General features: G+C 42.9%; 19 protein-coding genes and 2 pseudogenes. 8 read left to right on the top strand and 13 right to left on the bottom strand.

What is annotated here, in order from left to right; translation table 11 throughout:
* Nucleotides 1-4: 4 nt before the first annotated feature.
* The 7 genes from BLS16_RS14005 to BLS16_RS13975 all read right to left on the bottom strand — a co-directional run bounded on the left by BLS16_RS14005 (nt 5) and on the right by BLS16_RS13975 (nt 8,385).
* Nucleotides 5-2,023, bottom strand: a complete 2,019-nt coding sequence (locus BLS16_RS14005; RefSeq protein WP_092334175.1) for a DUF6449 domain-containing protein — start codon at nt 2,021-2,023, stop codon at nt 5-7.
* Complete coding sequence (locus tag BLS16_RS14000; RefSeq protein WP_092334173.1) at nt 1,998-2,897, bottom strand: ABC transporter ATP-binding protein; 900 nt, start codon at nt 2,895-2,897, stop codon at nt 1,998-2,000. The genes BLS16_RS14005 and BLS16_RS14000 overlap by 26 nt, the downstream gene beginning before the upstream one ends.
* On the bottom strand, nt 2,890-3,276 hold the full coding sequence (locus tag BLS16_RS13995) for a GntR family transcriptional regulator (RefSeq protein WP_092334171.1): 387 nt from the start codon (nt 3,274-3,276) through the stop codon (nt 2,890-2,892). Before BLS16_RS13995 ends, BLS16_RS14000 begins: the two co-directional genes overlap by 8 nt.
* Nucleotides 3,277-3,570: 294 nt before the next feature.
* A complete protein-coding gene (locus tag BLS16_RS13990) occupies nt 3,571-6,162 on the bottom strand; it encodes a heavy metal translocating P-type ATPase (protein ID WP_092334169.1) in 2,592 nt (863 codons plus the stop codon).
* The gene (locus BLS16_RS13985; RefSeq protein ID WP_092334167.1) at nt 6,135-6,500 is read right to left on the bottom strand and encodes an ArsR/SmtB family transcription factor; all 366 of its coding nucleotides are present in this window, start codon (nt 6,498-6,500) and stop codon (nt 6,135-6,137) included. Before BLS16_RS13985 ends, BLS16_RS13990 begins: the two co-directional genes overlap by 28 nt.
* Before the next feature lie 267 nt (nt 6,501-6,767).
* Nucleotides 6,768-7,736 carry a hypothetical protein gene (locus BLS16_RS13980; protein ID WP_092334165.1) on the bottom strand — a complete coding sequence of 323 codons (969 nt, stop codon included), beginning with the start codon at nt 7,734-7,736 and terminating at the stop codon, nt 6,768-6,770.
* Nucleotides 7,737-7,764: 28 nt separating this feature from the next.
* Nucleotides 7,765-8,385, bottom strand: a complete 621-nt coding sequence (locus BLS16_RS13975) for a C39 family peptidase (RefSeq protein ID WP_092334163.1) — start codon at nt 8,383-8,385, stop codon at nt 7,765-7,767.
* Between the two features lie 1,007 nt (nt 8,386-9,392).
* Here BLS16_RS13975 and BLS16_RS13970 point away from each other — a divergent pair.
* Nucleotides 9,393-10,613, top strand: a complete 1,221-nt coding sequence (locus BLS16_RS13970) for a sensor histidine kinase (RefSeq protein ID WP_092334161.1) — start codon at nt 9,393-9,395, stop codon at nt 10,611-10,613.
* A 181-nt stretch (nt 10,614-10,794) separates the two neighbouring features.
* On the opposite strand, the pseudogene BLS16_RS13965 reads toward BLS16_RS13970, so the two are convergent.
* A pseudogene (locus BLS16_RS13965) lies at nt 10,795-10,975 on the bottom strand (IS200/IS605 family transposase); the annotation flags it as partial.
* Nucleotides 10,976-11,008: 33 nt separating this feature from the next.
* The gene (locus tag BLS16_RS13960) at nt 11,009-11,590 is read right to left on the bottom strand and encodes a hypothetical protein (protein ID WP_176786173.1); all 582 of its coding nucleotides are present in this window, start codon (nt 11,588-11,590) and stop codon (nt 11,009-11,011) included.
* Nucleotides 11,591-11,614: 24 nt separating this feature from the next.
* On the opposite strand from BLS16_RS13960, the pseudogene BLS16_RS24885 reads away from it, so the two are divergent.
* A pseudogene (locus BLS16_RS24885) lies at nt 11,615-11,859 on the top strand (IS110 family RNA-guided transposase); the annotation flags it as partial.
* Nucleotides 11,860-12,328: 469 nt separating this feature from the next.
* On the opposite strand, the gene BLS16_RS13950 reads toward BLS16_RS24885, so the two are convergent.
* Together BLS16_RS13950 and ald are read right to left on the bottom strand one after the other, a co-directional pair.
* Nucleotides 12,329-12,601 carry a hypothetical protein gene (locus BLS16_RS13950; RefSeq protein WP_092334157.1) on the bottom strand — a complete coding sequence of 91 codons (273 nt, stop codon included), beginning with the start codon at nt 12,599-12,601 and terminating at the stop codon, nt 12,329-12,331.
* Between the two features lie 139 nt (nt 12,602-12,740).
* Nucleotides 12,741-13,874, bottom strand: a complete 1,134-nt coding sequence (gene ald, locus BLS16_RS13945) for an alanine dehydrogenase (protein WP_092334155.1) — start codon at nt 13,872-13,874, stop codon at nt 12,741-12,743.
* A 244-nt stretch (nt 13,875-14,118) separates the two neighbouring features.
* On the opposite strand from ald, the gene BLS16_RS13940 reads away from it, so the two are divergent.
* The 6 genes from BLS16_RS13940 (at nt 14,119) to BLS16_RS13915 (ending at nt 20,862) form a co-directional block, all read left to right on the top strand.
* On the top strand, nt 14,119-15,180 hold the full coding sequence (locus BLS16_RS13940) for a response regulator transcription factor (protein WP_092334153.1): 1,062 nt from the start codon (nt 14,119-14,121) through the stop codon (nt 15,178-15,180).
* Between the two features lie 411 nt (nt 15,181-15,591).
* Nucleotides 15,592-15,927, top strand: a complete 336-nt coding sequence (locus tag BLS16_RS13935) for a hypothetical protein (protein WP_092334151.1) — start codon at nt 15,592-15,594, stop codon at nt 15,925-15,927.
* Nucleotides 15,928-16,048: 121 nt separating this feature from the next.
* Nucleotides 16,049-16,768 (top strand): response regulator transcription factor, encoded by a 720-nt coding sequence (locus tag BLS16_RS13930; RefSeq protein WP_092334149.1) that lies wholly within the window; start codon nt 16,049-16,051, stop codon nt 16,766-16,768.
* On the top strand, nt 16,765-17,802 hold the full coding sequence (locus tag BLS16_RS13925; protein WP_092334147.1) for a sensor histidine kinase: 1,038 nt from the start codon (nt 16,765-16,767) through the stop codon (nt 17,800-17,802). The genes BLS16_RS13930 and BLS16_RS13925 overlap by 4 nt, the downstream gene beginning before the upstream one ends.
* Nucleotides 17,803-17,825: 23 nt before the next feature.
* A complete protein-coding gene (locus tag BLS16_RS13920; RefSeq protein WP_092334145.1) occupies nt 17,826-19,022 on the top strand; it encodes a molybdopterin-dependent oxidoreductase in 1,197 nt (398 codons plus the stop codon).
* A gap of 268 nt (nt 19,023-19,290) precedes the next feature.
* Nucleotides 19,291-20,862 (top strand): hypothetical protein, encoded by a 1,572-nt coding sequence (locus tag BLS16_RS13915; RefSeq protein ID WP_092334143.1) that lies wholly within the window; start codon nt 19,291-19,293, stop codon nt 20,860-20,862.
* Between the two features lie 452 nt (nt 20,863-21,314).
* On the opposite strand, the gene BLS16_RS13910 is transcribed toward BLS16_RS13915, so the two are convergent.
* Entirely contained in the window at nt 21,315-22,073 is a 759-nt protein-coding gene (locus BLS16_RS13910; protein WP_092334141.1) for an alpha/beta hydrolase, read from the bottom strand.
* 528 nt (nt 22,074-22,601) lie between these two features.
* Nucleotides 22,602-23,341 (bottom strand): hypothetical protein (locus BLS16_RS13905; RefSeq protein WP_282433748.1); only part of this gene is annotated, 740 nt, incomplete at its 5' end.

The raw sequence follows: 23,341 nt of genomic DNA, 5'->3' as shown, positions 1-23,341 counted from the left end.
ATGATTAATTCTCTTCCTCCAACTCTGCGAAATATCCTTTTAATTTTGCCGAAACCCTGGTATCAAGACTGACCCGTTTTTCCCAGACATTATTCCGAACGTTAAAGCGTGCGATGACATCATTGCTGATGTAGTTTGTACTGGAATCTATATTTAATAATTCCTCAATCACTTCCCGCTCATTGATGGTTACCGGACTGCGAATTGCTGCATTGTCGGAGTATGCTCTGTCCTCAGCTTTTTCCAGTTCAACGGATTCGATATCCTCCAAATGCAGGGCAAATTGATTATAGTAATCCTTATCCTTAAGCCAACTCAGCAGTGAGGAAAAACTGCTTTGAACCAGGATGTTTTGTTCATTACGCTTATTGTTTTCCAATACGGATATCCATATATAAGATTCTCTGCTTGAGGTCATATCCTCATAAGACATCTTAATCGTTTCGTTTTTCAAAAGTTCCGTTAATTCCCTGATTTCCTTAGTTCCTGTGAGATCCACCGGCCGTTTGCCGCTGCGGTGATCACTGGCAGACATCAATTTTATGTCCTCCGGCACTAGACGCATTGCCGGAAATTTTAATTTTTTGTACTCCAAGGATTCATAAATGGGCTTGAGGAAAGCGGCATCACTTTGATCAGCTTCATTAATATTGTATTGGCGAAGGATATAATCTCCATTTTTTAGGGTGTAAATAATATAACGGGATGAACCAGCCTCCCTCCTTCTTTCCTTGATTAGATGCTTCTGAAGCTCAATCACTCCTGCAATATTCTCCTGACTTTCCAGCAGGATAGGCGGGTTATCTTCGAAGTGCCCCCTATCCTGGTATCTGGACTCCAGAAATTCGGGATTCTTTTCTTTTTCAAAATAGAACCAATCATCATAGTTATAGCTAAAATAAACCTTTTCTACTTCCTCGGGGCTGGGCACTCGCTTAACGAAGCCTGAAACATCCAAGGACAGACCTCCCAAGAGCAGCACAATCACAAGGACGTAGTACAGATAACCTTTATAGAAGTGCAAAACCCTGAAGGACTTATGGATGAGAATTTCCGCAACAAAGTAGCCTAGAGCCGAAGCAAGAACATAACCTAGGATCAACATGGGAAGGGATTGTCTGGAAACACCGCAAAAATAGGTTCCACCAATCAGCATTAAACAGAAGGTCATCCCGTATTTAAATACAGGATAGAAGGCCGGAAAGGCAATAATGTCGCCGGCCGTTTCCAGCCTCCTATGTTTATAGACATACTGGCCCAGGACTAAACAGGCGGCAGCTGCCAGGATGTAAGCAGGAAAGTAGCCTACACTATGCGGGGTTCTCGGGAGAGCCCCATTGAGTATAATAAATAAAGGATGATTATTCTCATTAAACAGTGAGTAAGGGACTTCGCCGAAGCCAAACAGCAATTGCTCAAGGCTGAATTTAAGCAAAACATAAATTCCTATGGGCAGTATTTGGATGATATAAGATAATACGATTTGGGCTACGGAAGATCCGGTAAACATCCCAACCAATACGGCGATATTATAAAAGAACAGACAGAAAAAGATATTAAGTCCAAGCCAGGAGAAAATCTTAGGTAACGTATAAAAGCTTCCCAGTACCGTAAGATTTTCTAATAATATCATAATCAGAGAAGTTAAGACGGCTGGGATTATTAAAAGAACAAACCCTGCCAAGCAATGGCTGGCATAATGAGAGCTCCTTTTCAAGGGTAGGCTGTGCATCATAACGGCGGACTTGTCTACTTGTAAGTATCGGAATATCAAGACTGCCATAAGCACCGGTACGGTACAGATTAGAATTGCTTGAACGTCATCCTGTATAAACCTCATTGTTCTGTCGATAGTGTCTTGAATCCAGGTAATGTTTTGGACCTCCATTCCCATGGCTTTCATCAGGTGACTGAAGGGAACAATGGCGATAAGGGCCAGAGTATAGAGAGCGCTTACCCACCAAAAACGTTTCAAATCGCTTAAGATCAAGGCTTTTTTAAATAAGGATATTTTGAATGTCATAACCCATCCCCCCTAATTCATAGATAAATATCTCTTCAAGTGTCAGAGGCAGGACATCCAAAATAACCGGATTGGCTGATTTCATCCTTTGCAGCAATTCATTTTTATCCCCTCTGGCAATCAGCAGGAGTATGCTGCCTGTCTGGGTTCTGTGCAAAACTTCAGAACCTGCCAGGAACCCTGCCGGAATGTCACCGGCAAAGCCCAGCTGAAACTTGTGGACATCGGATTTCATATCGTCCAGTTCCCTTTCCACAACGATTTTCCCATTGTGCAGGATGCCGATATGATCGCAGACATCTTCCAGTTCTCTCAGATTATGAGATGATACCAAGACAGTTACATGCCTTTCCGCTACATCCTGGAGGATGAGGCTCCAGACCTTTTTGCGCATGACAGGGTCCAGGCCATCGACGGGTTCATCCAGGATCATGACCTTAGGCATGGAGGAAATCCCCAACCAGAAGGCTACCTGTTTTTGCATTCCCTTGGACAGTTTGACTACTCTTCTCTTGCTGTCGATGGGAAATACCTGCTTTAATTGCTCATACCGGTTCCAATTCCAGTCAGGATATATTTTGGCATAGAACTTTGCAGTTTCATCAATACTTGCTTGAGAAAAGAAGTACAAATCGTCGGGAATGTAAATCATTTGACCTTTTACCTGAGAATTTTCGTAGACCGGTTGATCATCAATGGTCACTATGCCTTGATCCTGGCGGTATAATCCGGTTAAATGCTTAATCAGAGTGGTCTTTCCGGCCCCATTTGGCCCCAGCAGGCCATAAACGGATGCTTTATTGACCTTTAAATTCAGATCCTCGAGAACTTTATAGCTGCCAAAGGATTTCGTTAGTTTTTGGGCCTCAATCATTGTTCTTCTGCCTCCCTCTTCCATATAGTTCCTCAATTCTGGCAATGAGCTGCTCCTTGGGAACATTCATGTAGGCCAGCTCCGCAACCAGTTTGTCCAGCTCCAGCAGCAAGTTATCCTTTCTTGCCTGATTGATTTTATTGTAGATGGGGGTCACAAAACTTCCTTTGGCTCGGACGGAGTATATGTATCCTTCCAGCTCAAGTTCTTTGTAGGCCTTATGAATGGTATTGGGGTTAATGGTGAGGGACTGAGCCAATTCACGAACAGAGGGAACTTTCTCGTCAGGTTTCATTGCTCCGCTGATGATGAGGGCTTTTATCTTCTCCTTAATCTGTTCGTACAAGGGGCTATGATCCATATAGTCCAATTGAAACATGGTTACCTCCAAACTGTTCTATGTGGCTTAGTACAGTTAATACAGTTTGTATACTAGAAGATATTTCCTTTATTGTCAATAAGAATGCCAGCCCCACTTTGAAAGGCGAGTTTCAAAGTGGGGCTGGCATGGTACAGTGTATTTTAGTTAAACTTTTTTAACGGGTCTGAAGTCTTGACTCAGCGTCACCTCAGTGAAAAGGCCAACTGGGCTGAGGACAACTCAAAGCTCCTATAGCCTGGTTGAGATAACCCGGCAGGTTGCCCGGACCTACGTCTTTATCGTGAGAATGGACTAGCAGTCTTTCATACGCATTAAGCGCATACTGTTGAATATAACAAGCAAAGCTGCTCCTGTATCACTCATTACAGCCATCCATAAGGTAAGCCAACCTGGGAAGATAAGCACCAAGGCGACAAACTTTACAAGGATAGCGAACCAAATATTTTGTTTAATGATTCTTAGAGCTTGTCGACTTAGCTTGATGGTGTGAGGAAGCTTTTCCAAATTATCTGCCATGAGAACAATATCGGCAGTTTCCATGGCTGTATCTGTTCCTGCTCCTCCCATGGCAATTCCTAAATTTGCAGTAGCTAAGGCAGGGGCGTCGTTAATGCCATCACCAACCATTGCTACGACTTTATACTCTTGCTGGAGCATTTTCACTGTGTTCAACTTATCTTCAGGCAGCAACTCGGAGAAATATTGGTCAACCCCTGTTTCTGACGCAACTTTTCGTGCGGTTCCTTCATTATCTCCGGTTAGCATAACAGCCTGTACAATGCCAACCTCTTTGAGTTTTTTCAGGGCTGTAACTGTTACATCACGGACAAAATCAGCTACTAGAATAATCCCTAAAAGTTTCGCTTTAGTTCCCACCATGACGATGCTATTTCCTTCATTTTGGGAAGTCTCAATGCTAATTTGAACTTCGCTGTCAAGGGGCAATCCTAATTCACGAAACAGTTCTGGTTTACCCGCAAAATATTCTGTTCCCTCGATGGATGCCTGTGCGCCTTTACCAACAATCGCCTTGAAGGAGTCCGCATTTTGGCTGGAAATATTGTTAGCTCTGGCGTAGTCTAGAATAGCTAAGGCAATCGGGTGTTGAGAGTGTTCCTCAATGGTTCTGGCAACACTGATAATCTCGGGCTCTGACCCCTTAATTGGTATGATTTTAACGACTTTTGGTTTGCCGGCGGTGAGAGTTCCTGTTTTATCAAAAGCAATGGCCTGGATGGTGCCGGCAACTTCTAAATAAGTTCCTCCTTTAATCAAAACTCCATTTTTGGCGGCATTACCAATAGCAGATACAATCGCCACAGGCGTTGAGATCACTAAGGCACAGGGGCAAGCGATAACCAGTAACTCTAAGCCTTTATAAAACCAAGCACTCCAAGTTCCCAGACCTAACAAAGGTGGAACCAGAATTGTAAGTATTGCTAACAGAAAGACAATGGGCGTGTATATCTTGGCAAAACGGTCAACTATGGCTTGTGTTTCAGCCTTTTTCCCTTGTGCTTCTTCAACTAAATGAATAATTTTGGCAATGGTCGTATCTTCAATTAGCTTAGTAACCTTTACTTCTAGGGAACCGTTCTCGTTGATTGTTCCGGCATACACAGTGTCACCTTCACTTTTATCGCTGGGAACAGACTCGCCCGTAATCGCAGCCTGATTAATGCTTGAGATTCCAGAGACAATTTCTCCATCCAGGGGAATTTTTTCGCCAGGCTTAATTACTATGGTATCGCCGACGGAGATATCGTCTACTGAAGTACGGATTAAATCTTGGCCTATTTTTAACCAAGCTTCAGGCGGCGTCAAGCTCATTAAACTACGAATGGAATTTCTTGTTTTGTCCAGTGTCCTGGTTTGCAGATAGATACCCAAAGAAAAAAGCCAAACCACCGTGGCTGCTTCCAGCCATTGACCGATCATTGCTGCCCCTATAGCCGCAGTCGTCATGAGTACGTTCATGTCTAATGATTTGCTTCTAACAGCGTAATAGGCACTTTTGGCCGGTTTATAGCCACCGATTGCGACTGCCGCTGCATAGAACAGTATGGAAATTAACTCTGGAACATGGGCCAATGTGCCGAAATATCCTAAAGCTAAGAGAATACCAGAGATTGAGTTTGAAGATACATTGAATTTCTTAGCAGCAGTAACAGGAGTATTCGGATTTCTTTCTTTACTACTGGATACCAAATTAGCCTTATAGCCTGATTTAGACACAGCATTCATAACTTCTTCTATGGTCATATCGTGGACAATTTTCAGCTTACCTGTTGAAAAATTTACACTTGCTTCTCTTACCGCCGGTAAAGTTTTCAGATATTTTTCCAGGGTTTCAGCACAGACTCCACAATCCATTCCTGCGATATTGAAAGTTTGACCCTTTTTCTTACTTTGGGTTAAGGGTGTGGCCGTGAATCCGAGTTTTTGGGCGTGTTTTTGAATACTTTCTAGGAGTGACTCATCATCCGCCACAACTTGCATTTTTGAAGTGCTATAGTTGACTTTGGCATCATTTACACCGGGTATCTTAATTAAAATTTTCTCAAGAGTTTGAGCACAAACCGGACAGTCCATACCTTCAACCCGAAACTCAAAGATGTGCCCGGAAATTCCATCTTTAATATCAAGTTCTCTTTCCTCGGCACCGCATGAATTATCATCACAACAAGGACTGCTAGGTGATTTAATCATGATAAACGGAAGGTTATTCTGGTCATCAGATTCTTCAGTTGGTTCACAGCAACTGCAGTTTGAAGTCTTGTGGGTAGCCATTTCTAATAGCATAGGAAAAATGTTATTCTTAGGATCTTGTCCGTAAGAAGATAAAGGATGGGCTTCTAAAGCTTTTTTCGCTTGGTTAGGCATTTTAATTCACTCTTTCCACACAGGCATTTTTCATTTTTATCACAGGTGGCAACACTTTCTTTAACATCACCTAAAACCGCATCAAAAATATTAAGAAGACTTCTAACCTGTTCATCGCGCAAGGAATAATACATGAATTTTCCATCTTGACGGGATGTAACAATTCCACATCCTTTTAAACAGGCCAAGTGTTGGGAAACATTAGATTGGTTCCCCTTGATTTGATCAACGATTTGTTGCACGGTTTTTTCTTGATCTATAATAGCTTCAAGGATTTGTAGACGGGTTCTATCCGCAAATCCTTTTATGAATTTAACTTTGACATCTAGATAATCCATAAGTAATCTCCTTTCAACGTATTAGTCAGCATTAATATGTTATACATATTAGCAGATAGTAATATATTAGTCAATTGATATATTATTATAAATCTTGGCGGGATCCTCATTTAAAAATATGGATTTCATTGACGATCAGTATGGCAGGAATCACCAAGTCACCTGTGAATGGGAAGAGCGGCCTGTCAATCCTATACGTGTTCGATTGACAGGCCGCTCACAATAACATTATTTTGTTTTTTAGCATACCTCTGATTTCAAATTCGGTTACTCACAAGCTTTCAACTCAAAAGTCTCCTGCGTGTTATTCCATTGAACTGTAACCTTATAAACTTCATCTCTGGAAGGCATCGAACTGCTCCCAGTAATGGCTCCAAAACCTAGTATTTCACTGCCATAACTTGAGGCCGTATCCCTTTCGCTAAATCTCCTTGCATCAAACCCATCAGAACCCGTTTCGCTAAAGCTACTGCCCGAACACTCAAATTTATAACCAAAATCACCCTGAATAGTCCCGGTATCCCCTTTAAACTCCAGTACGGGTTTTCGGTGTTTCCAGCCATCATGGTGGATAATTCCTTTAGTATCGGTCCAAAAGTGGTTGTAGTAGTTGATTCTGAGTTTTCCTTTCCAGTTTTCTCCTTCTCCTCGATATACGATTTGTTGACCTCCATTTAAGTTATAAAAAATCCATTTGCCCAAGTTCTTTAGTCTCGGTGAAATCTTCTGCACATACTCTTTACCCAAAATTGGGTTTAAACAAACAACGCTGATGGTGTTTTTTGCGGCATAAGCTAAATTATAGTTCCACTTTGACGAAAACATATTTGAAATTGAATCACTGCTGTTTTTCCTGTTGGCTTCCTGCCACTGATCATAGGTTGTATTCCTGTCTCCGATAGAAGAGAAATTATATATGAATAGCATGCCGTCGAAATTTTTAATTTTATAAACATCAGGCTCAGCCTCACCCATCTTATAGTCGGAGGGGTTAACCGTGGAATTGGAGGTTAAGGTCAAACCCGATCCTTCCGCAGTACGCTTAATATCCTGCGCAGATAAAATATCCTTTTTCACTTCACTTCCTAGTTTATTGCTTACAACAGTAATTCCTAGGCTGGCAAAAATGATTAGAATGAGCCCGATGAGACCTGTTACTTTAAGTCTTCCCGGCCACTTCTTGCCGGTATCAGCCTCAGGTAATTCATGAATCAATTCACATGGGAATTTCTCCATTTTGCAGGCCTCCTTTCTTTTCTAACCTTTACTCCACTGTTATGTAAACATGATTAAAAACCGGTAAACCGTTGCTCCACCATTTCAAGAAGTAATCCTCTGTCATTGTCCTATTCCCTGTAAGGTCAGCATTTTCATCGTTATCCCTGCCGGAATCGAAAAAATACAACTCTTTTTTTTCATCATCATAGCCCATAAAAGTCATGTAATGCTGCCAGAAAAATCCATTACCGACTAGCACAATAATTGGCTTATTCCCTTGCACAAGCCTGGTCTTTAATGAATTAAGATCTCCTCTATAAATAGCTGGTCTAAATCCCTGAGACTGAAAATAACTGACTACTCCCTTGGGTAAGACATATCCTGAAATTGGAATCTTATAGGGGATTTTAGCATAAACCTCTGTACCTTGAAGGTTTTGACCAAAGGTTCTTAGAACGAAAGCAGTCGAAAAGGCCGCACATTGATTTTTACCCTGACGTTCAAATCCAGTATTAATAGATATTTCGTATCGATTGGGGGGTCTCTCGGCTTTAAATTCTCTTATCGGAAAAGGTGATAGAAGGTGAATTAACCCAACAAGAAGTAAAACAAAAATTATACCCATTAACAACCACTGGATTCTTACTTTACCCTTTTTAAATCCCATATCAACCTCCAATATGTTACATCTTTACATCTTTACATCTGATTCTACTTTGTGAACCTCAAACCTCGGTTCCCACGTCCAGGTTTCCGGTCCTTTATAGTACTAATTATCAAATACACAACTAGTGCAAAAAAACCAAGATAGATCACTAAGCCAAAAAAGCTAAATATGCCTAATCCAATGCTGGGTCCCATATAATTCATAATGATTATTCTCCTTCATCACTAATAATTTTATATTAAATAGTTTTCTCCATATAGCTAACTAAATCCTTCTTTTACCAATAGTATTGAACTTCAACTACTATCCCAATAGGAACAATTTAGTTGACCTACCTGAATCTTCGTTAAAATCTTTGGAAAAACCGCTTTCCTCCATTCTTAAGACTTACGCTATCAATGACATCTAAGCTTTACATCATATAGAGGATTTTAAGAGATAAAAGGTTACAAAAATTTGTTTATAATTCTATGTTATTGTTCATACTCTAAAGGTTTTATTTGGGACAATATCTCCTTCAACATGGTGACGAAACATGTACATCTCAGTACTTATGGCATAAGGTAAATATCCTATAAACATGCCTGTCCGAGAAACGAATGCGCATTCGTTTCTCGGACAGGCATGGCCCTGGGGCGATTTTACACCTCCCAGCTTTATATATTCATTTTCAATAAAGGAACTCCAACTAATCCTTCAAAAATACCAGACCTAAATCAATGTCCAAGTCAGCTAATATTCCAACCTTGATTTTATTAGGATATTGATAAAGTCAGGTTCGTTCATATTTGTTATCCTCATTTAGCGTATATGCTAATACAAATACCTGTCGGAATTTGGACAGAGCTTATCCCAAGAAATTATCCTAGCCAAAGATAAGGATTTACGTCTATAATCAGAACAAGATATTCTACCTAGTTTTAGATGGATGACTCCCGCTAAAATCAGGGATATACCAATATTTTGCATAATTTAGGATAAGGATAATGAGAGGATTGTAAGGCTGTATGGATCTTAAACCAAAGAGTCTATTCCATCTAATTGAAGAAGACAAGCTGGTTCGAATCATTGAAACCTTCACTAAGGCTACAGACATCACCATCGATATCAATGATGCCCTGGGGTTTCCCGTGGTTCAGCATGATTATTTCTATGGATTTTGCCGGAGTATACGTTCCCAAGAAGTTGGCCTGAAGCGTTGTATTAATTCCAATGCCGAATTAGGTTTTAATACCCTAAAGCTAGGTAACTCCAGCATAGGCAAATGCCATGCCGGCGTGATCTTAATGGCGGTACCTATCATCGTTGATGGTCAGTTCTACGGTTCCATAACCTGCGGTCAGATGCTCCTGGAAAAGCCCGGAGCAAAAGATATTGAGGATATGCTTGCCGCAACTGCCGACTTAGGACTGGATCCCCAAGATCTCAGTAAAACCTTTCAAGAAATCCAGGTTATCAATATGGAAAAATGCCAGGCAGCCGGCGGCCTGATCCAATTTGTCGTAAGTTATATTGTTGAGCTGATCTATCGCGCCAATCGTCAAGAAGCCTTAAGCAAAGAAAAGCTTAAAGCAGCTGAGGATGCCCGGATTATTGTCGAGTTGGAGCATACTTTACATAGAGCAGAGCTGAAAAACCTCCAAGCTCAAATCAAACCCCACTTCTTATTCAACACCCTTAATACTATCATCAGTTTAGTCACCCTTGGTGATAATACCAAAGGGTTAAATACCCTTTTTGCCCTTTCTAATTTACTGAGGCATAATCTTGATCACCCGGAGGAACTGGTTCCCTTACGGAAGGAACTGCATTATGTAGAGAGTTATCTGTTGATTCAAAAAAATCGCTTTGGAGATCGTTTGGAGGTAACCATTCAAGTACCGGAAGACCTCCTTGATTTACCGATTCCATTCTTAAGCCTGCAGCCTCTGGTTGAAAATGCCTGTATCCATGGCTTAGAACCTAAAGAAGGTCTGGGTCACCTCCGAATTGTGGCTAAAAAGGTGAATAACGATGTAGAGATTTCTGTGATTGACGATGGGGTTGGTATTCCCCAGCACTACTCCACTCTCGATTTAAGTCAGGAACACCCTCTTCAGGCCGGGATAGGCCTGCGCAATGTCCATAAACGCTTGCAGTTGCAATTTGGCCCAGGGTATGGTGTCAGGTTGCTGCCTGAACAAGGGTTAACTACGGTTCGCCTTCGTATTCCCCTGCAGGAAGGGTGAAGATCCACAACCCAAAATCCTGATTAAATTAATCATTTCCACCCGGTCAACGGGTGGTTTGCTCTAGCCCTATAGGGGTTGGGTACAGGCTAGACTAAAGGCTGAAAGTTCCGCCAACCACACTCCGCCCCGAACTAGCTCTAAAGGGGTCTGTGAGACTATTTTTCTTGCTCTTTTCTACTTACTCACCTTTAAATGGGTCAACAAACTCTTTGATGATTAACTGATCTGCCGCGATATCCTGTTGTAATTGTTTGCGGATATGCTGTTCTATCGCCTTTTTGTTCCCTCCTTGTACCCATGTAATATACTCTACACCAAAAGTGCCTATTCCCATACTTGTACTTTAAGTTCGCGTGCCTATGAATGTGGCCTGAGCATGCGTTTGCGCTTAATTAAGGCATTTCATTGGTCAGAATGATGTCCGTCACGGTACCTTCCGAAAAGAAGAAGGCCATAGTGTATTGTTTATCCTCCGATTCAACGAATAGCTGTGTATTGTATTGCACCCTTTTAGCATTGGGATAAGCTTGCTGGACATCTTCCTCGCTGCTCCCAATTTGTATTCCACGCGGAGTAGTGCCTGTGCTTTTATTAGTAACGATAATCAAAAACACAGGGTCACCTCCGACTGTAAGTCCCTGACTGGAATACTCCCATTGAGGTGCACCATTACCATGTAATATACTCATTATTGTCGGTTCTCCAAACTCCTTCCGGACGCTTTCCGAAGTTTGGCCGATGAACAACTTACCAACGCTCAAATCCGTTTTCGTCAATTCCTTAGGCTCGCTTATTTTATTCATTACTGGTGTATCAGAATGACTGGTTTTTGTGTCTTGCCCAAAAGTGAATCCGCAGCCTGACAGCGATATTATGCCAATTATCAGCACAGTGGCCAGAATAGCTCTTTTTTTATTTAAAAAAGTCATGTTAATCTCCATTCCGCCGCAGTCGCAGGCGGCACAAATAGTCATGAAGAATGGTGTTATTATCTCTTGGAGGATTCTAAATGGATTGGTGACCTATTTTGTTATTTCGTCTTGGCTTAGTTCAAGGAAGCTATATTCCTTAAAAACCAATACGGATTCTTCGTGAGTACACCCGATACCGCAACAAACTGGTGTCCTGCAAAAGCAGTGAAAAGAATCGTTTTCAAAATGCTTTCACTGTTTGCAATGTAGCTCTGGATGCTGTCGTCTCTGACATGTTTGGCAAATCAACCTCATCCATCACCGACTACTTGATTTTCCACAGATATCTTTGACCCAGAACACTACCTGAAGAAAAAGCGGATACTGTGGTTGAGTCTATTGAAGGCTATCAGATGCCCAAGGAGCAACAGGATCGTATGATAATGATTCACTCTCATCATCTCGGAACAAATTGGTAACCGTTACACATTAGGTCATTTCTTCATTTTCCTCCAAATTCCTTCTTGAACTACAGATTCACATTGTTTTTTTCATATTTCACGATGAATAGAGAACCCTTTACTTGGTAAAAACCTCTAAAAGGTCAAACTAAGGAATTCTAACCAAAAAGGCTTATTTTTTAAACCTTAGGTGAGGAAATACGACAATTGAAGTTCCCAAAAATAATAAACAAATTTCTTGCCCGAAACAAAAGGGGGCATTCGCTCACTAATTAAAAAGTAGCGATGCGACGCTTCCCAAATCCCAAGTTTTACACGAACCAATTATTTTTTACTATAGTTAAAATCTTGGTAAAGGATTAGTTTTAACTATAGTATTCAAAGCTTGTAAATTTGAATTGGTGTTGAACGTACTAATAATATCAGCACCCGCTGGACTACCATACTTACTCGTTGCCCAAATACGAGCACCGCTTGAAGAGGTTAAGGTGTAAGATCCACCGCAAAAGGTTATTGTTCCTCCGTTGTAACCGGAGTAGTAACCTTGACCTAAAGCCCCAGCAGCCGCTTTCAGTCCATTGGTACCATTACCATTATCACTAAAGGCCCACATAACGTGATTATATGCCCACCTATATGTATAAGAAAAACACAACCATCTTAATCTGGATGGTTGTGTTTTTCAGGCCTTAACTTAATGACATTGACCACAAGGGGAGCATATCAAATCTTGGCTTTAATTCTTAATTGCCTCAAAAACCCAAGGGAACATCGGTTACGTCACCTAACGGTGTGTACTCACGATTGAGGGCTTCGGCAACTGCTTTATAAGTAAGTTTGCCGTGGATAACATTAACACCGCGGGCTAAAGCGAGATCCGTTCTGATAGCCTCCGCGTACCCCAGATTGGCCAATTTAAGGGCATAGGGCAGTGTGGCATTGGTCAAAGCAAAGGTAGACGTACGAGCCACGGCACCGGGCATGTTAGCCACACTATAGTGTATTACTCCATACTTTTCATAGGTTGGCTCCGCATGGGTCGTCACATGATCAATGGTTTCCACGCTTCCCCCTTGATCAATGGCCACATCAACAATCACTGACCCAGGTTTCATTCCTCGAACCATTTCCTCGGTTACGAGTTTAGGAGCTTTAGCACCGGGGATTAGAACAGCTCCAACCAAGAGATCCGCTTGTTCTACTGCCTGTTGAATATTATAGCTGTTAGACATCAAGGTTTTGATCCGTGAACCAAAGATATCATCCAGATAGCGGAGTCGGCTATTACTGACATCCAGGATGGTTACCTCCGCGCCGAAACCAATAGCCATTTTGGCAGCGTTGATACCAACGATACCACCACCAACGATGGTAACTTTAGCAGGGGAAACTCCCGGTACTCCACCTAAGAGTATTCCCGCACCACCATACTGTTTTTCTAAGAATTGCGCACCAATTTGAATTGACATTCGCCCTGCTACCTCACTCATGGGGATCAAGAGAGGCAAGCCACCGTCAGCAGGCTGAACCGTTTCATAGGCAATTCCAACGACATTTTTTTTGAGTAAGGCTGCTGTCAAGGCCGGTTCAGGAGCAAGATGCAAATAAGTAAACAATAGTTGACCATCTTTGAACAGTTCATATTCTGAAGCCAAAGGTTCTTTAACTTTGATAATCATGTCGGCACGGGCATATACCTCTGCCGGAGTTGCCAGGATATCGGCACCGGCAGCTATGTATTCTTCATCCCTTATCCCGCTGCCAACACCCGCCTTCGTTTCAACGACTACTTGATGACCGGCTTTGCCCAAGGCTACAACACCTGCGGGAGTCAGAGCTACACGGTTTTCATTGTTCTTGATTTCTTTTGGTACCCCGATAATCATTTGCATTTGCGCTCCTTTCAACTGGTGGCTGTTTATGCTCTTATCATCTCATAATTAGGTTTGCCTACCAGATCAAATCGTTGCTCAAAAACAAAAAAATATTGTCAGATTGTTCGCATAACTTTATCAAAATTTTTACCTTTTATATAAAGATCTTATAATTCTAAACGTATTCATTGCTAAAGAAAAAAAGTATAATTGTCTTAAACACCAGGGTTATAAATTTTTTGAGGATGATAAGAGGATGTATAAAGTATTGCTGGTTGATGATGAGGAATTAGAGCGCAAGATTTTGTGGTTAACTTTACAAAATTCTGACCTGCCTATTGCAACAATCCATGAGGCTGTCAATGGACGAGATGCTTTAGAAAAAGTCCATCTCCTTCAACCTGATCTGGTCATTATGGATATCAAAATGCCCGGAATTGACGGGATTGAAGCCACTAAACAAATAAAGTCCTTTTACCCCTCTACCGAGGTGATCATCTTAACCGCCTACGGAAAATTTTCCTATTCTCAAAAAGCTATTAAAGCCCAAGCCACAGACTATTTACTTAAGCCAATTCAGCCTCAACTACTCGTTGAGGCTGTAAGACAGGCTCTAAACAGGCTTTCCCGCCAAAAATTTCAGCCCGGTCCGGCCATGGACTTTACAAAACTAGAGGAACTCGTTAAAGCCGGTGATCTTAGCGAAGGAAAGCGGCAATTAGCCCTGATTTTTGCCCAGCTAGCTGAAGTTGAACCTCTTCCCTCCACAGCCTTACTTTATTCCTTCGGTTTGCGGCTTATGGTCATCGTCCTTCAGTCTACCTTATCGGCAGGTGCTGATCCTAGGGAGGTGACTTCTACAGAGCATGATCTCGTGCAGAACTTATCCCATATCACCTCTCATGCGACTCTAGAGGCTTGGGGGGATGGAATGTTGGAAAAGTGCATTAGATTATTAGGTTCAGCCATTCAACAGCATAACCAAGGGTTAACTCTCATCCGCAAAGCCATGGAGTACATTGACGATAACTATGCTGAGAATATCTCCCTCAACATGGTTGCGAAACATGTCCATCTCAGTCCGGCTTATCTGAGTAGGATTTTTAACAAGAACACCGGCGTCGGTTTTACGGATTATCTGACCCAAGTCCGTCTGAAAAAGGCCAAACACCAATTGCGCCGGTCTGCTGAGACAATAGATCAAATTGCAATTGCCACCGGTTTTAATTCCAGCAGCTACTTCTCGGCGATTTTCAAAAAATCCGAGGGCCTTACCCCCTCTGAATATCGTGGAAAGCATTCCGGTGGCTCTAAATAATTGCTTTTGCCGGATCCATTTTCTAAAGGGCCTGACAGATTATTATATTTTACTCCTCGCATCTCCAACCGGTTCACCGAACAATAACAGAGCTAGTGACACATTTAGCAAAAGGACATAAGAAAGGATACCAATTGCTATTCTTTCTTATGTCCTTTATTATTGGGAGTTTCTAGATAACCTTATACTATTAAGCGTATAAACGATGGAATTATTTGGTTTCCTTATGACGTGACTGAGTAATTATGGAGTTTAGCTATATCCATATTTTGATTGAAAATTTATATTAGCAGAGAATGATACACTTTTGTAATATTAAGTTAAGGTTTTTGTGAGGAAGCCGTTCTCGAACAGTAATCCTTCTCTGTTAAACTGTGCAGGTAGTCAAGAAACTCAGAGGAGGAAAATTTAATGAAAAAACTTGTAGCAAAAATTATTTTGGCAGCCGCCTTGGCATTCCCGCTAACCGGGTGTGGAAGCGACAAGCAAACAATGGAAAACGAAGGCACCGTACAGAATACGGAAATGAAGCAGGATCAAAACACCATGATGGATGATAAGAATGCAATGAATGACGGGAAAGATACCATGATGGAAGACAAGGATGCAATGAACGACGGGAAAGATACCATGATGGAAGACAAAGATGCAATGAACGACGGGAAAGATACCATGATGGAAGACAAAGATGCAATGAACGATAGCAAAGATCCTATGGAGGATGGCATGACAACTGATAAGATGTAGAAAGTTACAGATGTGAGTTTTTTTCTCCAGTTGCCATGATTTAATAACTAACAGTATAATAAAGGCTTAAGAACATTTTACACTGCATTTAGACACAGAAATGGTCAAGGGAGGAAAACCAATGACTGCGTGCATTCTGGTTGCCGATGATGAACAGAATATAACCGATGTATGCCGTCGTTACTTAGAACGAGAAGGTTATGTGGTCTGGGTGGCACATGACGGAGAAGAAGCTTTACGGCTTTGGATGGAACAATCTCCTGATCTGTTGGTGCTCGATCTTATGATGCCCGGTATCGATGGCTGGGAGGTATGTGAAAAGGTGCGGGAGGCCGGAGAGACACCCGTCATCCTGCTGACCGCACGGGGAGAGGAACCAGATCGTCTGCTTGGACTAAGTATGGGCGCGGATGATTATATGACGAAGCCCTTCAGTCCGCGTGAACTGGTGCTGCGGGTCAAAAATATTTTGCGGCGGGTGTCGCTGGCCCAAAGCCCTCACAAAGGCTTGGCATCGGAAGAGGCGCAGGAGGCCCTGCATTTCGATGGTCTATCCATTTTTCCATCCCAGCGGAGAGTTAAGGCAGCAGGCTCTGAGGTGGATTTGACTGCCAAGGAGTTTGATCTTCTCTTCTTGTTGGCATGTCATTCCGGGCAAGTCTTTTCCCGCAGCCAATTGTTAAAACGAATTTGGCATACAGATTATAATGGAGATACAACCACTGTAACTGTGCTGGTCAGACGATTGAGAGAAAAGATTGAGCTGGATCCGTCTCAACCCCGCTGGATTAAAACAGTTTGGGGTATCGGATATAAACTGGATGGGAAAGAACCCTCATGAAACTAAATAATTATCTGATACTTGCCAACTTGATCAGCATCGCGGCAATCATTTCGGTGCTGTTAATCTTTTATAGTTACATGTTGCTGTCCTCTCAGCAGTTACTTATGCTTTCCATTGCAGCTATCGCTGCGGGGTGTGTTTCGGCAGGGTTGCATTTCTTTGTTATGCGCCCGGTGGTCAGTGCAGTTCTGAGAATTGGGACTGCAACCGCTGAATTCGCTTCGGGAGCATTGCGCACCCGGGTGCCCGTGGTCGGTCCGGTTGAACTGAAAGTATTGGCTGAGCAATTTAATCTTATGGGGACTAAGCTGGAAGAGAGTTTTCGCCAAGTGAAAGCCTCGGAAAAGTCAAGGCGGGAATTAGTGGCTAATTTGGCCCATGATTTGCGGACCCCCTTGGCCTCTGTGCAGTCGTATGTGGAAGCATTAGAGGATGGAATAGTAGAGGATGAGGAAACCTTCCGGCGCTATCTGGCAACCATCCGAAGCGAATCACTGAGACTGGGCACTTTGATTCAGGATCTTTTTGAGTTGTCTACACTGGATGCTGAGGAACGATCTCAGGAAGCTGTGTCAGCACTTTTAGATGATGTGCTGATAGAACTGCTTCCCCGCTTTGCCAAGCTGCTGGAGGACAAGGCCCTTGACCTCCAGGTGAAGTTACCTGAACAATTTCTGCGCTGTCAGATGGTTCCGCAACAGGTTCAACGAATTATCCAGAATCTGTTAGAGAATGCCATCCGGCATTCTCCCAGAAATGGAATTATCGGCATCGAAGTAGATGATGTAGCAAAGGGTTTTGTTCGGGTTAGTGTTACTGACCAAGGAAAAGGGGTTCCTGACCAAGCAAAAGAACAGATATTTGAACGATTTTACAGGCTTGATCCTTCTCGCAGCCGTTCACAGGGTGGATCGGGGTTGGGGCTGGCAATTGCAAAATCCCTGGTTCTACAGCAAGGCGGAGAAATCGGAGTGATCAATCGACCGGAAGGCGGAAGCTGCTTTTGGTTCACGTTGCCCAAAGGGGACTAATTGCGAGAGGAGGGATTAGATGAATGGCTAACGGGCGTCAAGAAAAGGACAATGGTTTCGCTAAAAGGCTGGCTATACTCCATTATTGGAACGCCTTGCTCGTAGCATTGTTGGTATTTTCCGGACTCTTGCTATTCAGCAGTTCCTGGAAAGAGTTGCTGGGGGAAGCTAAGATCTGGATCAAGTGGCTGCACATCATGATTGGTTTGGTCTCAATCCTTCCGGTGCTAGCTTACTCGGGGTCAGCAGCCAGACACTGGCAGTTGCTTAAGGGTAAGCCATGGCAGCGTTTGCATATTATTGTTGTTCTATTGTTAGTTATGGGCTTGTTCATCTCGGGGGTTCTTTTGTGGCAGTTTCAAGCCATGGGGCCTGGGGTTTCCAATGCAGCCCTGCTGGTTCATGATGTGTTTGTTTGGATTGGTCTTCCCTTGATCCTATATCATTCTTTAACAAAGCTCGGCCGGCTTAAAGACCTCCGGCGGCATCAAAGCCAGGGTTACGGACGCTTCTACACCCGTAAGGACTTCCTTCGCACCATCATCGGTGCTGGCCTGGCCATTTCAGTTGCCCCTGCTCTGATCAAGTGGATCAGTGACCTCGGGTCAGGGCCAGAGTTCCAGGCGGTAAATAAAGAGGCAGCTAACCAGCTTCTGCCGGCTCCCCAACCATCAGCAAATTCAGCTCCACCGGTTGGCGGAGGAGCCAGTGGTTCCTTTCGCAGCTATTCAGTCACCAGGCTTCCCTACTTTACCAATGATAACTGGTCTTTTACAATTAATGGATTGGTAGAAAAACCAATAACCTGGAATTGGGAGGAGTTTGTCGCCCTCAAGCGTTCTGTGCAAGTCAGCAATTTTCATTGCGTTACAGGCTGGTCGGTATATAACAATACCTGGGAAGGCATCCCTCTTAAAGAACTACTGGAGAAAGCTGAAGTTAAGGCAGAGGCGAGAGTGGTCAAGCTCTACTCCGGGGATGGCGTGTACACGGACTCACTCACTTTGCAGCAAGCTGATATGGACGACATCATAGTAGCGGTGCTGCACGATGGCCAACCTATTCCTAAGGACCTGGGTGGTCCGGTTAGATTAATAGTTCCTCAGATGTATGCTTATAAATCTGTCAAATGGCTGAATCGGATTGAGTTAATTGCTGATGATCATATTGGCTATTGGGGTCAACGAGGGTATGAACAGGATGCCTGGGTGCAGAGATAGGGATTCAATGATTATAAGTGTCCTCAATAGCCTGCTTATCAGGTAGGTTTTGCTCTATTGTGCGATCATCCCATCCCATCTCATCTCATCCACGAGTTTGAAAATCCGGCAGTTTTGAGGCGACTAATCACCCATACCATCCCTCTTTCCCTATTCAGAATCACCGTTTCCATCTTGAATGGTCATGACTTTGAGCCCAGGAAACGGCTCTCCCTTCATGAATTCCGCCTCTCCCTTAACAACGCCGAAAGAAGAGGATGACTAAACGATGGAATTGAAAGCACTTTATAATAATTCAACGATGGTCAAAATACTCACGTTAAAACTACTTATTGCTTTAGGTAATAAGCAATCGTTGCATAAAAAAATTGATGAGGTTTATGCCGAAAATAAGCTGGAGTATTATGAAGCGCTAGATATGTTGAACATCTGTAAGAGTAAACTCATTTATACGTACCCCTCTGCCCAAACTGAACGCATTTTAAAACTCGCTCAAATCTATAGTTGGTGTCTTGAGAAAAATAACTTCAGACTAATCGAGATGTTTATAGAACTCGGATTTAAAAGAGTTTTAAATTACTGTAATAGAACTAAAGAGGTTTTCCTTCCTTTATCCTTTCCTACTATTTTTAAAAGCGATATAAAAGAGCTAGATTCTTACACTGTTCAAGAATTAACTGATATGTATTCTGTTATTATGTGGCTTTGTTTTGCTACAGGTAAAACCTGCCAGTTAGATGTTTTAGAGGATAATATTCGCATGGATATTGATGACGCATATTACATGGATCTAGGCGATAATTTTCTTGAAAGCATAGCCGATAAGTATCAAGAAAGCATTAAGGGACTCTCCCCCTTGTTCTGTCTTAATAATAAGCATTTCAAGTCTAATCTGGATTTAATTTTTTGTGATATCGATCTTAAAGAAGGTAATCAATTACCTGGCTTATCAGCTGAAATTCTAAACGACTTTAATAAAGTAAGACCATTTCTAGTAAGGCAAGGGTTATCTAAATATATTGATGTTTTCGCAAAGCTCTTTAATTCTTTAGGGGTATCTGACAGAGCACTCGTATCTCAGTCATCCATTACAGAAGAGGAATTAAATCAAATATTTGCTATGTACTATTTGTGCAAAGAAGAAAATGCTCTCTCAGAAGCCGAACGAGATATCTATTTAATTGCTGCACTTTATATATTTGCTTTGATTAAGGAATACCAAAATACTCGTCAAGTATATCTGGCAAATGTAAGAGAAGAAAACTATCTAGATACTATAAAAATAAAAAAACAAATTGACGAACAAAAACGTTTGCTCATCAACGAAAAAATTAAATATACTTCTGAGATCGAGCAGTTGAAAGCTAAAGTGGAGCTGTTGCAAAACGAGTCCTCCAGATGGGAACGTAAAGCAACAAGGTTAAAACAAGAACTGGAAAATGTCGAGTCAAATAAAAAAGAACTTATCGTTTTGCGTGAATTCATCTTTAATCAGCAGCAAAATGTTTCTATTCTTCTAGAAGATGAACCAGACTTATTTCAGAAATCCTTGGAGTTACTTGCCCAGAAAAAATGCTCAGTCATTGGAGGACATCCAAACTGGATCAAAAAACTTAAGGATATTCTTCCCCACTTTACTTATCTAAATTCTGACAGTATCCACAGAGATTTTAAATTCTTGGACAACCAAGAATTGGTGTTTATCAATATCGACTATATTTCACACGCCTTGTATTATAAAGTTATGTCTGAATTTGAGAAAAACAAAGCGAAGGTGTGTTTAATTAGAGGAACTTCATTTCAAAGCTCAATAACTGAAATGGGAAAATTGATATCGTAAACAAATCGCCGAATCCCTTGCACATCAAGGTATTCGGCGAATTTATGGCATCTATTCTCTTGGTGTCAAGTGTCAGGGTGTCAAGGGCAGGGGTAGTGGGAAAAAACCGTCGTGTCCGTTCGCTTCAGGCCTTTATGGGAAAACAGACAAATTATCAGGAAAAATATTGCACGAAGAACGTATATTCAATTCTATATGATTAACAAATAGACATCCCTTGTCTGGCCCTCTGTCAAATGGCTGAATCGGATTGAGTTAATTGAAGAAGATCATATTGGCTATTGGGGTCAACGAGGGTATGAGCAGGATGCCTGGGTGCAGGGGTAGGGATTCAAATTTTTGATGATGAATATGCAGGCAAACACCTTCATTCAATGCTAAAACTGAATTTCATATTCTTCTCCCCGCGTTGCCGTTGATCTTACTGGATGGTTCAGAAAAATCTGATAGCCTTAGCCTTCATTTACGGTAAAAAACCGTACTGCAGTCTCAATGACCTGCTTCAATCCGCTCGGAGTCATAATCCGGTGATCTGCACCTTTGACTTCAGTTAACCTTGCTCCGAACTGCTGTGCAAAGCGCCGCGCGTCCACCACCGAGGCGGTCTCGTCGGCGTCACCATGGATCATACCGATCACCGCCATATCCGGCCGACAGAGTTTGAACACATCATGCATCTCTAGATCGTCATAGAATTCCCGGGTGATCTTTAGAGGGCGAAGGTACTCAAAATCCGGCATAATGTAGCCTTGCTCCTTTAGCAGAGTATACTGCTCCGGGGAAGTACTGTTTCTAAACAGCCCCGGCATATCCACTGCTGCACAGCGTAAGAAAGATTTCTTGCCCGCAGGGGTCCGCGTAGCCAGATAGATCAGATTGATGTACGCTCCGAAGCTGGACGAGAAGTAGGCGATATCCGCCTCGGGACAGAGCTCACGCACATGGGCTTCCACCGCAGAAAGGTCGTTCAGACAGTTGGGTATCCTAAGCATCTGGCCGTCCACAGGACTGTCGCCATGGGCTGGAAAATCAAAGTTGAAAGTTCCAATGCTGTATTCCGACAGCGCTGACGCTATAGACTTAGCCGTCGGACTTTCCTTGCTGCTGCCGAGTCCATGGCTAATGATAACGATCCGCCTCTCCCCACCACTTAAATTGTACACGCACGGGATATCGTAACCGTTTAATCCTCGGATGGTTTCTATTTTCATGACAACCTCCTCCATTCTCCTTATTATCAGATCATTTCGACAAGCAAATGTCATATCCTTCCTTTGAATTTGTCACGCTGCATAGCACAAATGCGACCCTTTAGGGTCGCATTTGAATCAAAGACTAATGGGTTTTTTACGTGAATGTGATGATGTTTATATTAATACTATTACCCGTAGCTGCTGAAGTAACATTAGTAGCAGCCGTTACGATGACTCTAAGACTGTAGGTTGAGCTAGCACTAGTAGCGGGTGCAGTATCCACATAGGTGCTTGATATAGGAAATCTTTGAGTTCCAGCAGTTTGCCCAGATCTATTACTAGTTCTGGTGCTAATTAATGTTGCATCTCTATACAATCTTGTTTCAAACACAAATGCCCAGTTTGACGTTACTACAAAATCTATTCCTAAGGCATAGTCAATTTTGAGTCGTTGGTTTGTTATAACACTTTGCGTGACACTCGCCACAGGAACTTCGGTGTTTAACGGCGGAAAGACACTAATAGGACCAGTATTATTACTAAACGCTAATTGTGGTGTCCCTGTAGCCCCAGTTGCCCCTGTTGAACCAATATCCCCTGTGATCCCAGTTGCACCTGTTGTACCAACATCACCAGTAGCTCCAGTTGCACCTGTAGCGCCAGCATCACCAGTGGCTCCAGTTGTGCCAGTCGCCCCAACATCGCCCGTGGCCCCAGTAGTTCCAGTAGCCCCAACATCGCCAGTGGCCCCAGTTGCACCTGTTGATCCAACATCACCAGTAGCTCCGGTTGCACCTGTCGCCCCAACATCGCCAGTGGCCCCAGTTGTTCCAGTAGCGCCAACATCGCCAGTGGCCCCAGTTGTTCCAGTAGCCCCAACATCCCCTGTGACTCCAGTTGATCCTGTAGCGCCAACATCACCAGTAGCTCCGGTTGCGCCAGTAGCGCCAACATCGCCAGTGGCCCCAGTTGTTCCAGTAGCCCCAACCTCGCCTGTGGCTCCAGTTGCACCCGTTGATCCAACATCGCCAGTAGCTCCAGTTGCACCTGTTGATCCAACCTCGCCAGTGGCTCCGGTAGCACCTGTTGATCCAACATCGCCAGTAACTCCAGTTGCTCCGGTTGCCCCAACCTCACCAGCGGCCCCAGTTGCACCTGTTGATCCAACCTCGCCTGTGGCCCCAGTTGCACCTGTTGATCCAACATCGCCGGTAGCCCCTGTTGATCCGGTTGCACCAACCTCACCAGTGGCCCCAGTTGCACCTGTTGATCCAACATCGCCAGTA

It is taken from the genome of Desulfosporosinus hippei DSM 8344 (assembly GCF_900100785.1).
Classification (GTDB): domain Bacteria; phylum Bacillota; class Desulfitobacteriia; order Desulfitobacteriales; family Desulfitobacteriaceae; genus Desulfosporosinus; species Desulfosporosinus hippei.
The sequence above is the reverse complement of the archived record's forward strand: the minus strand, read 5'-3'. Positions and strand labels throughout refer to the sequence as shown.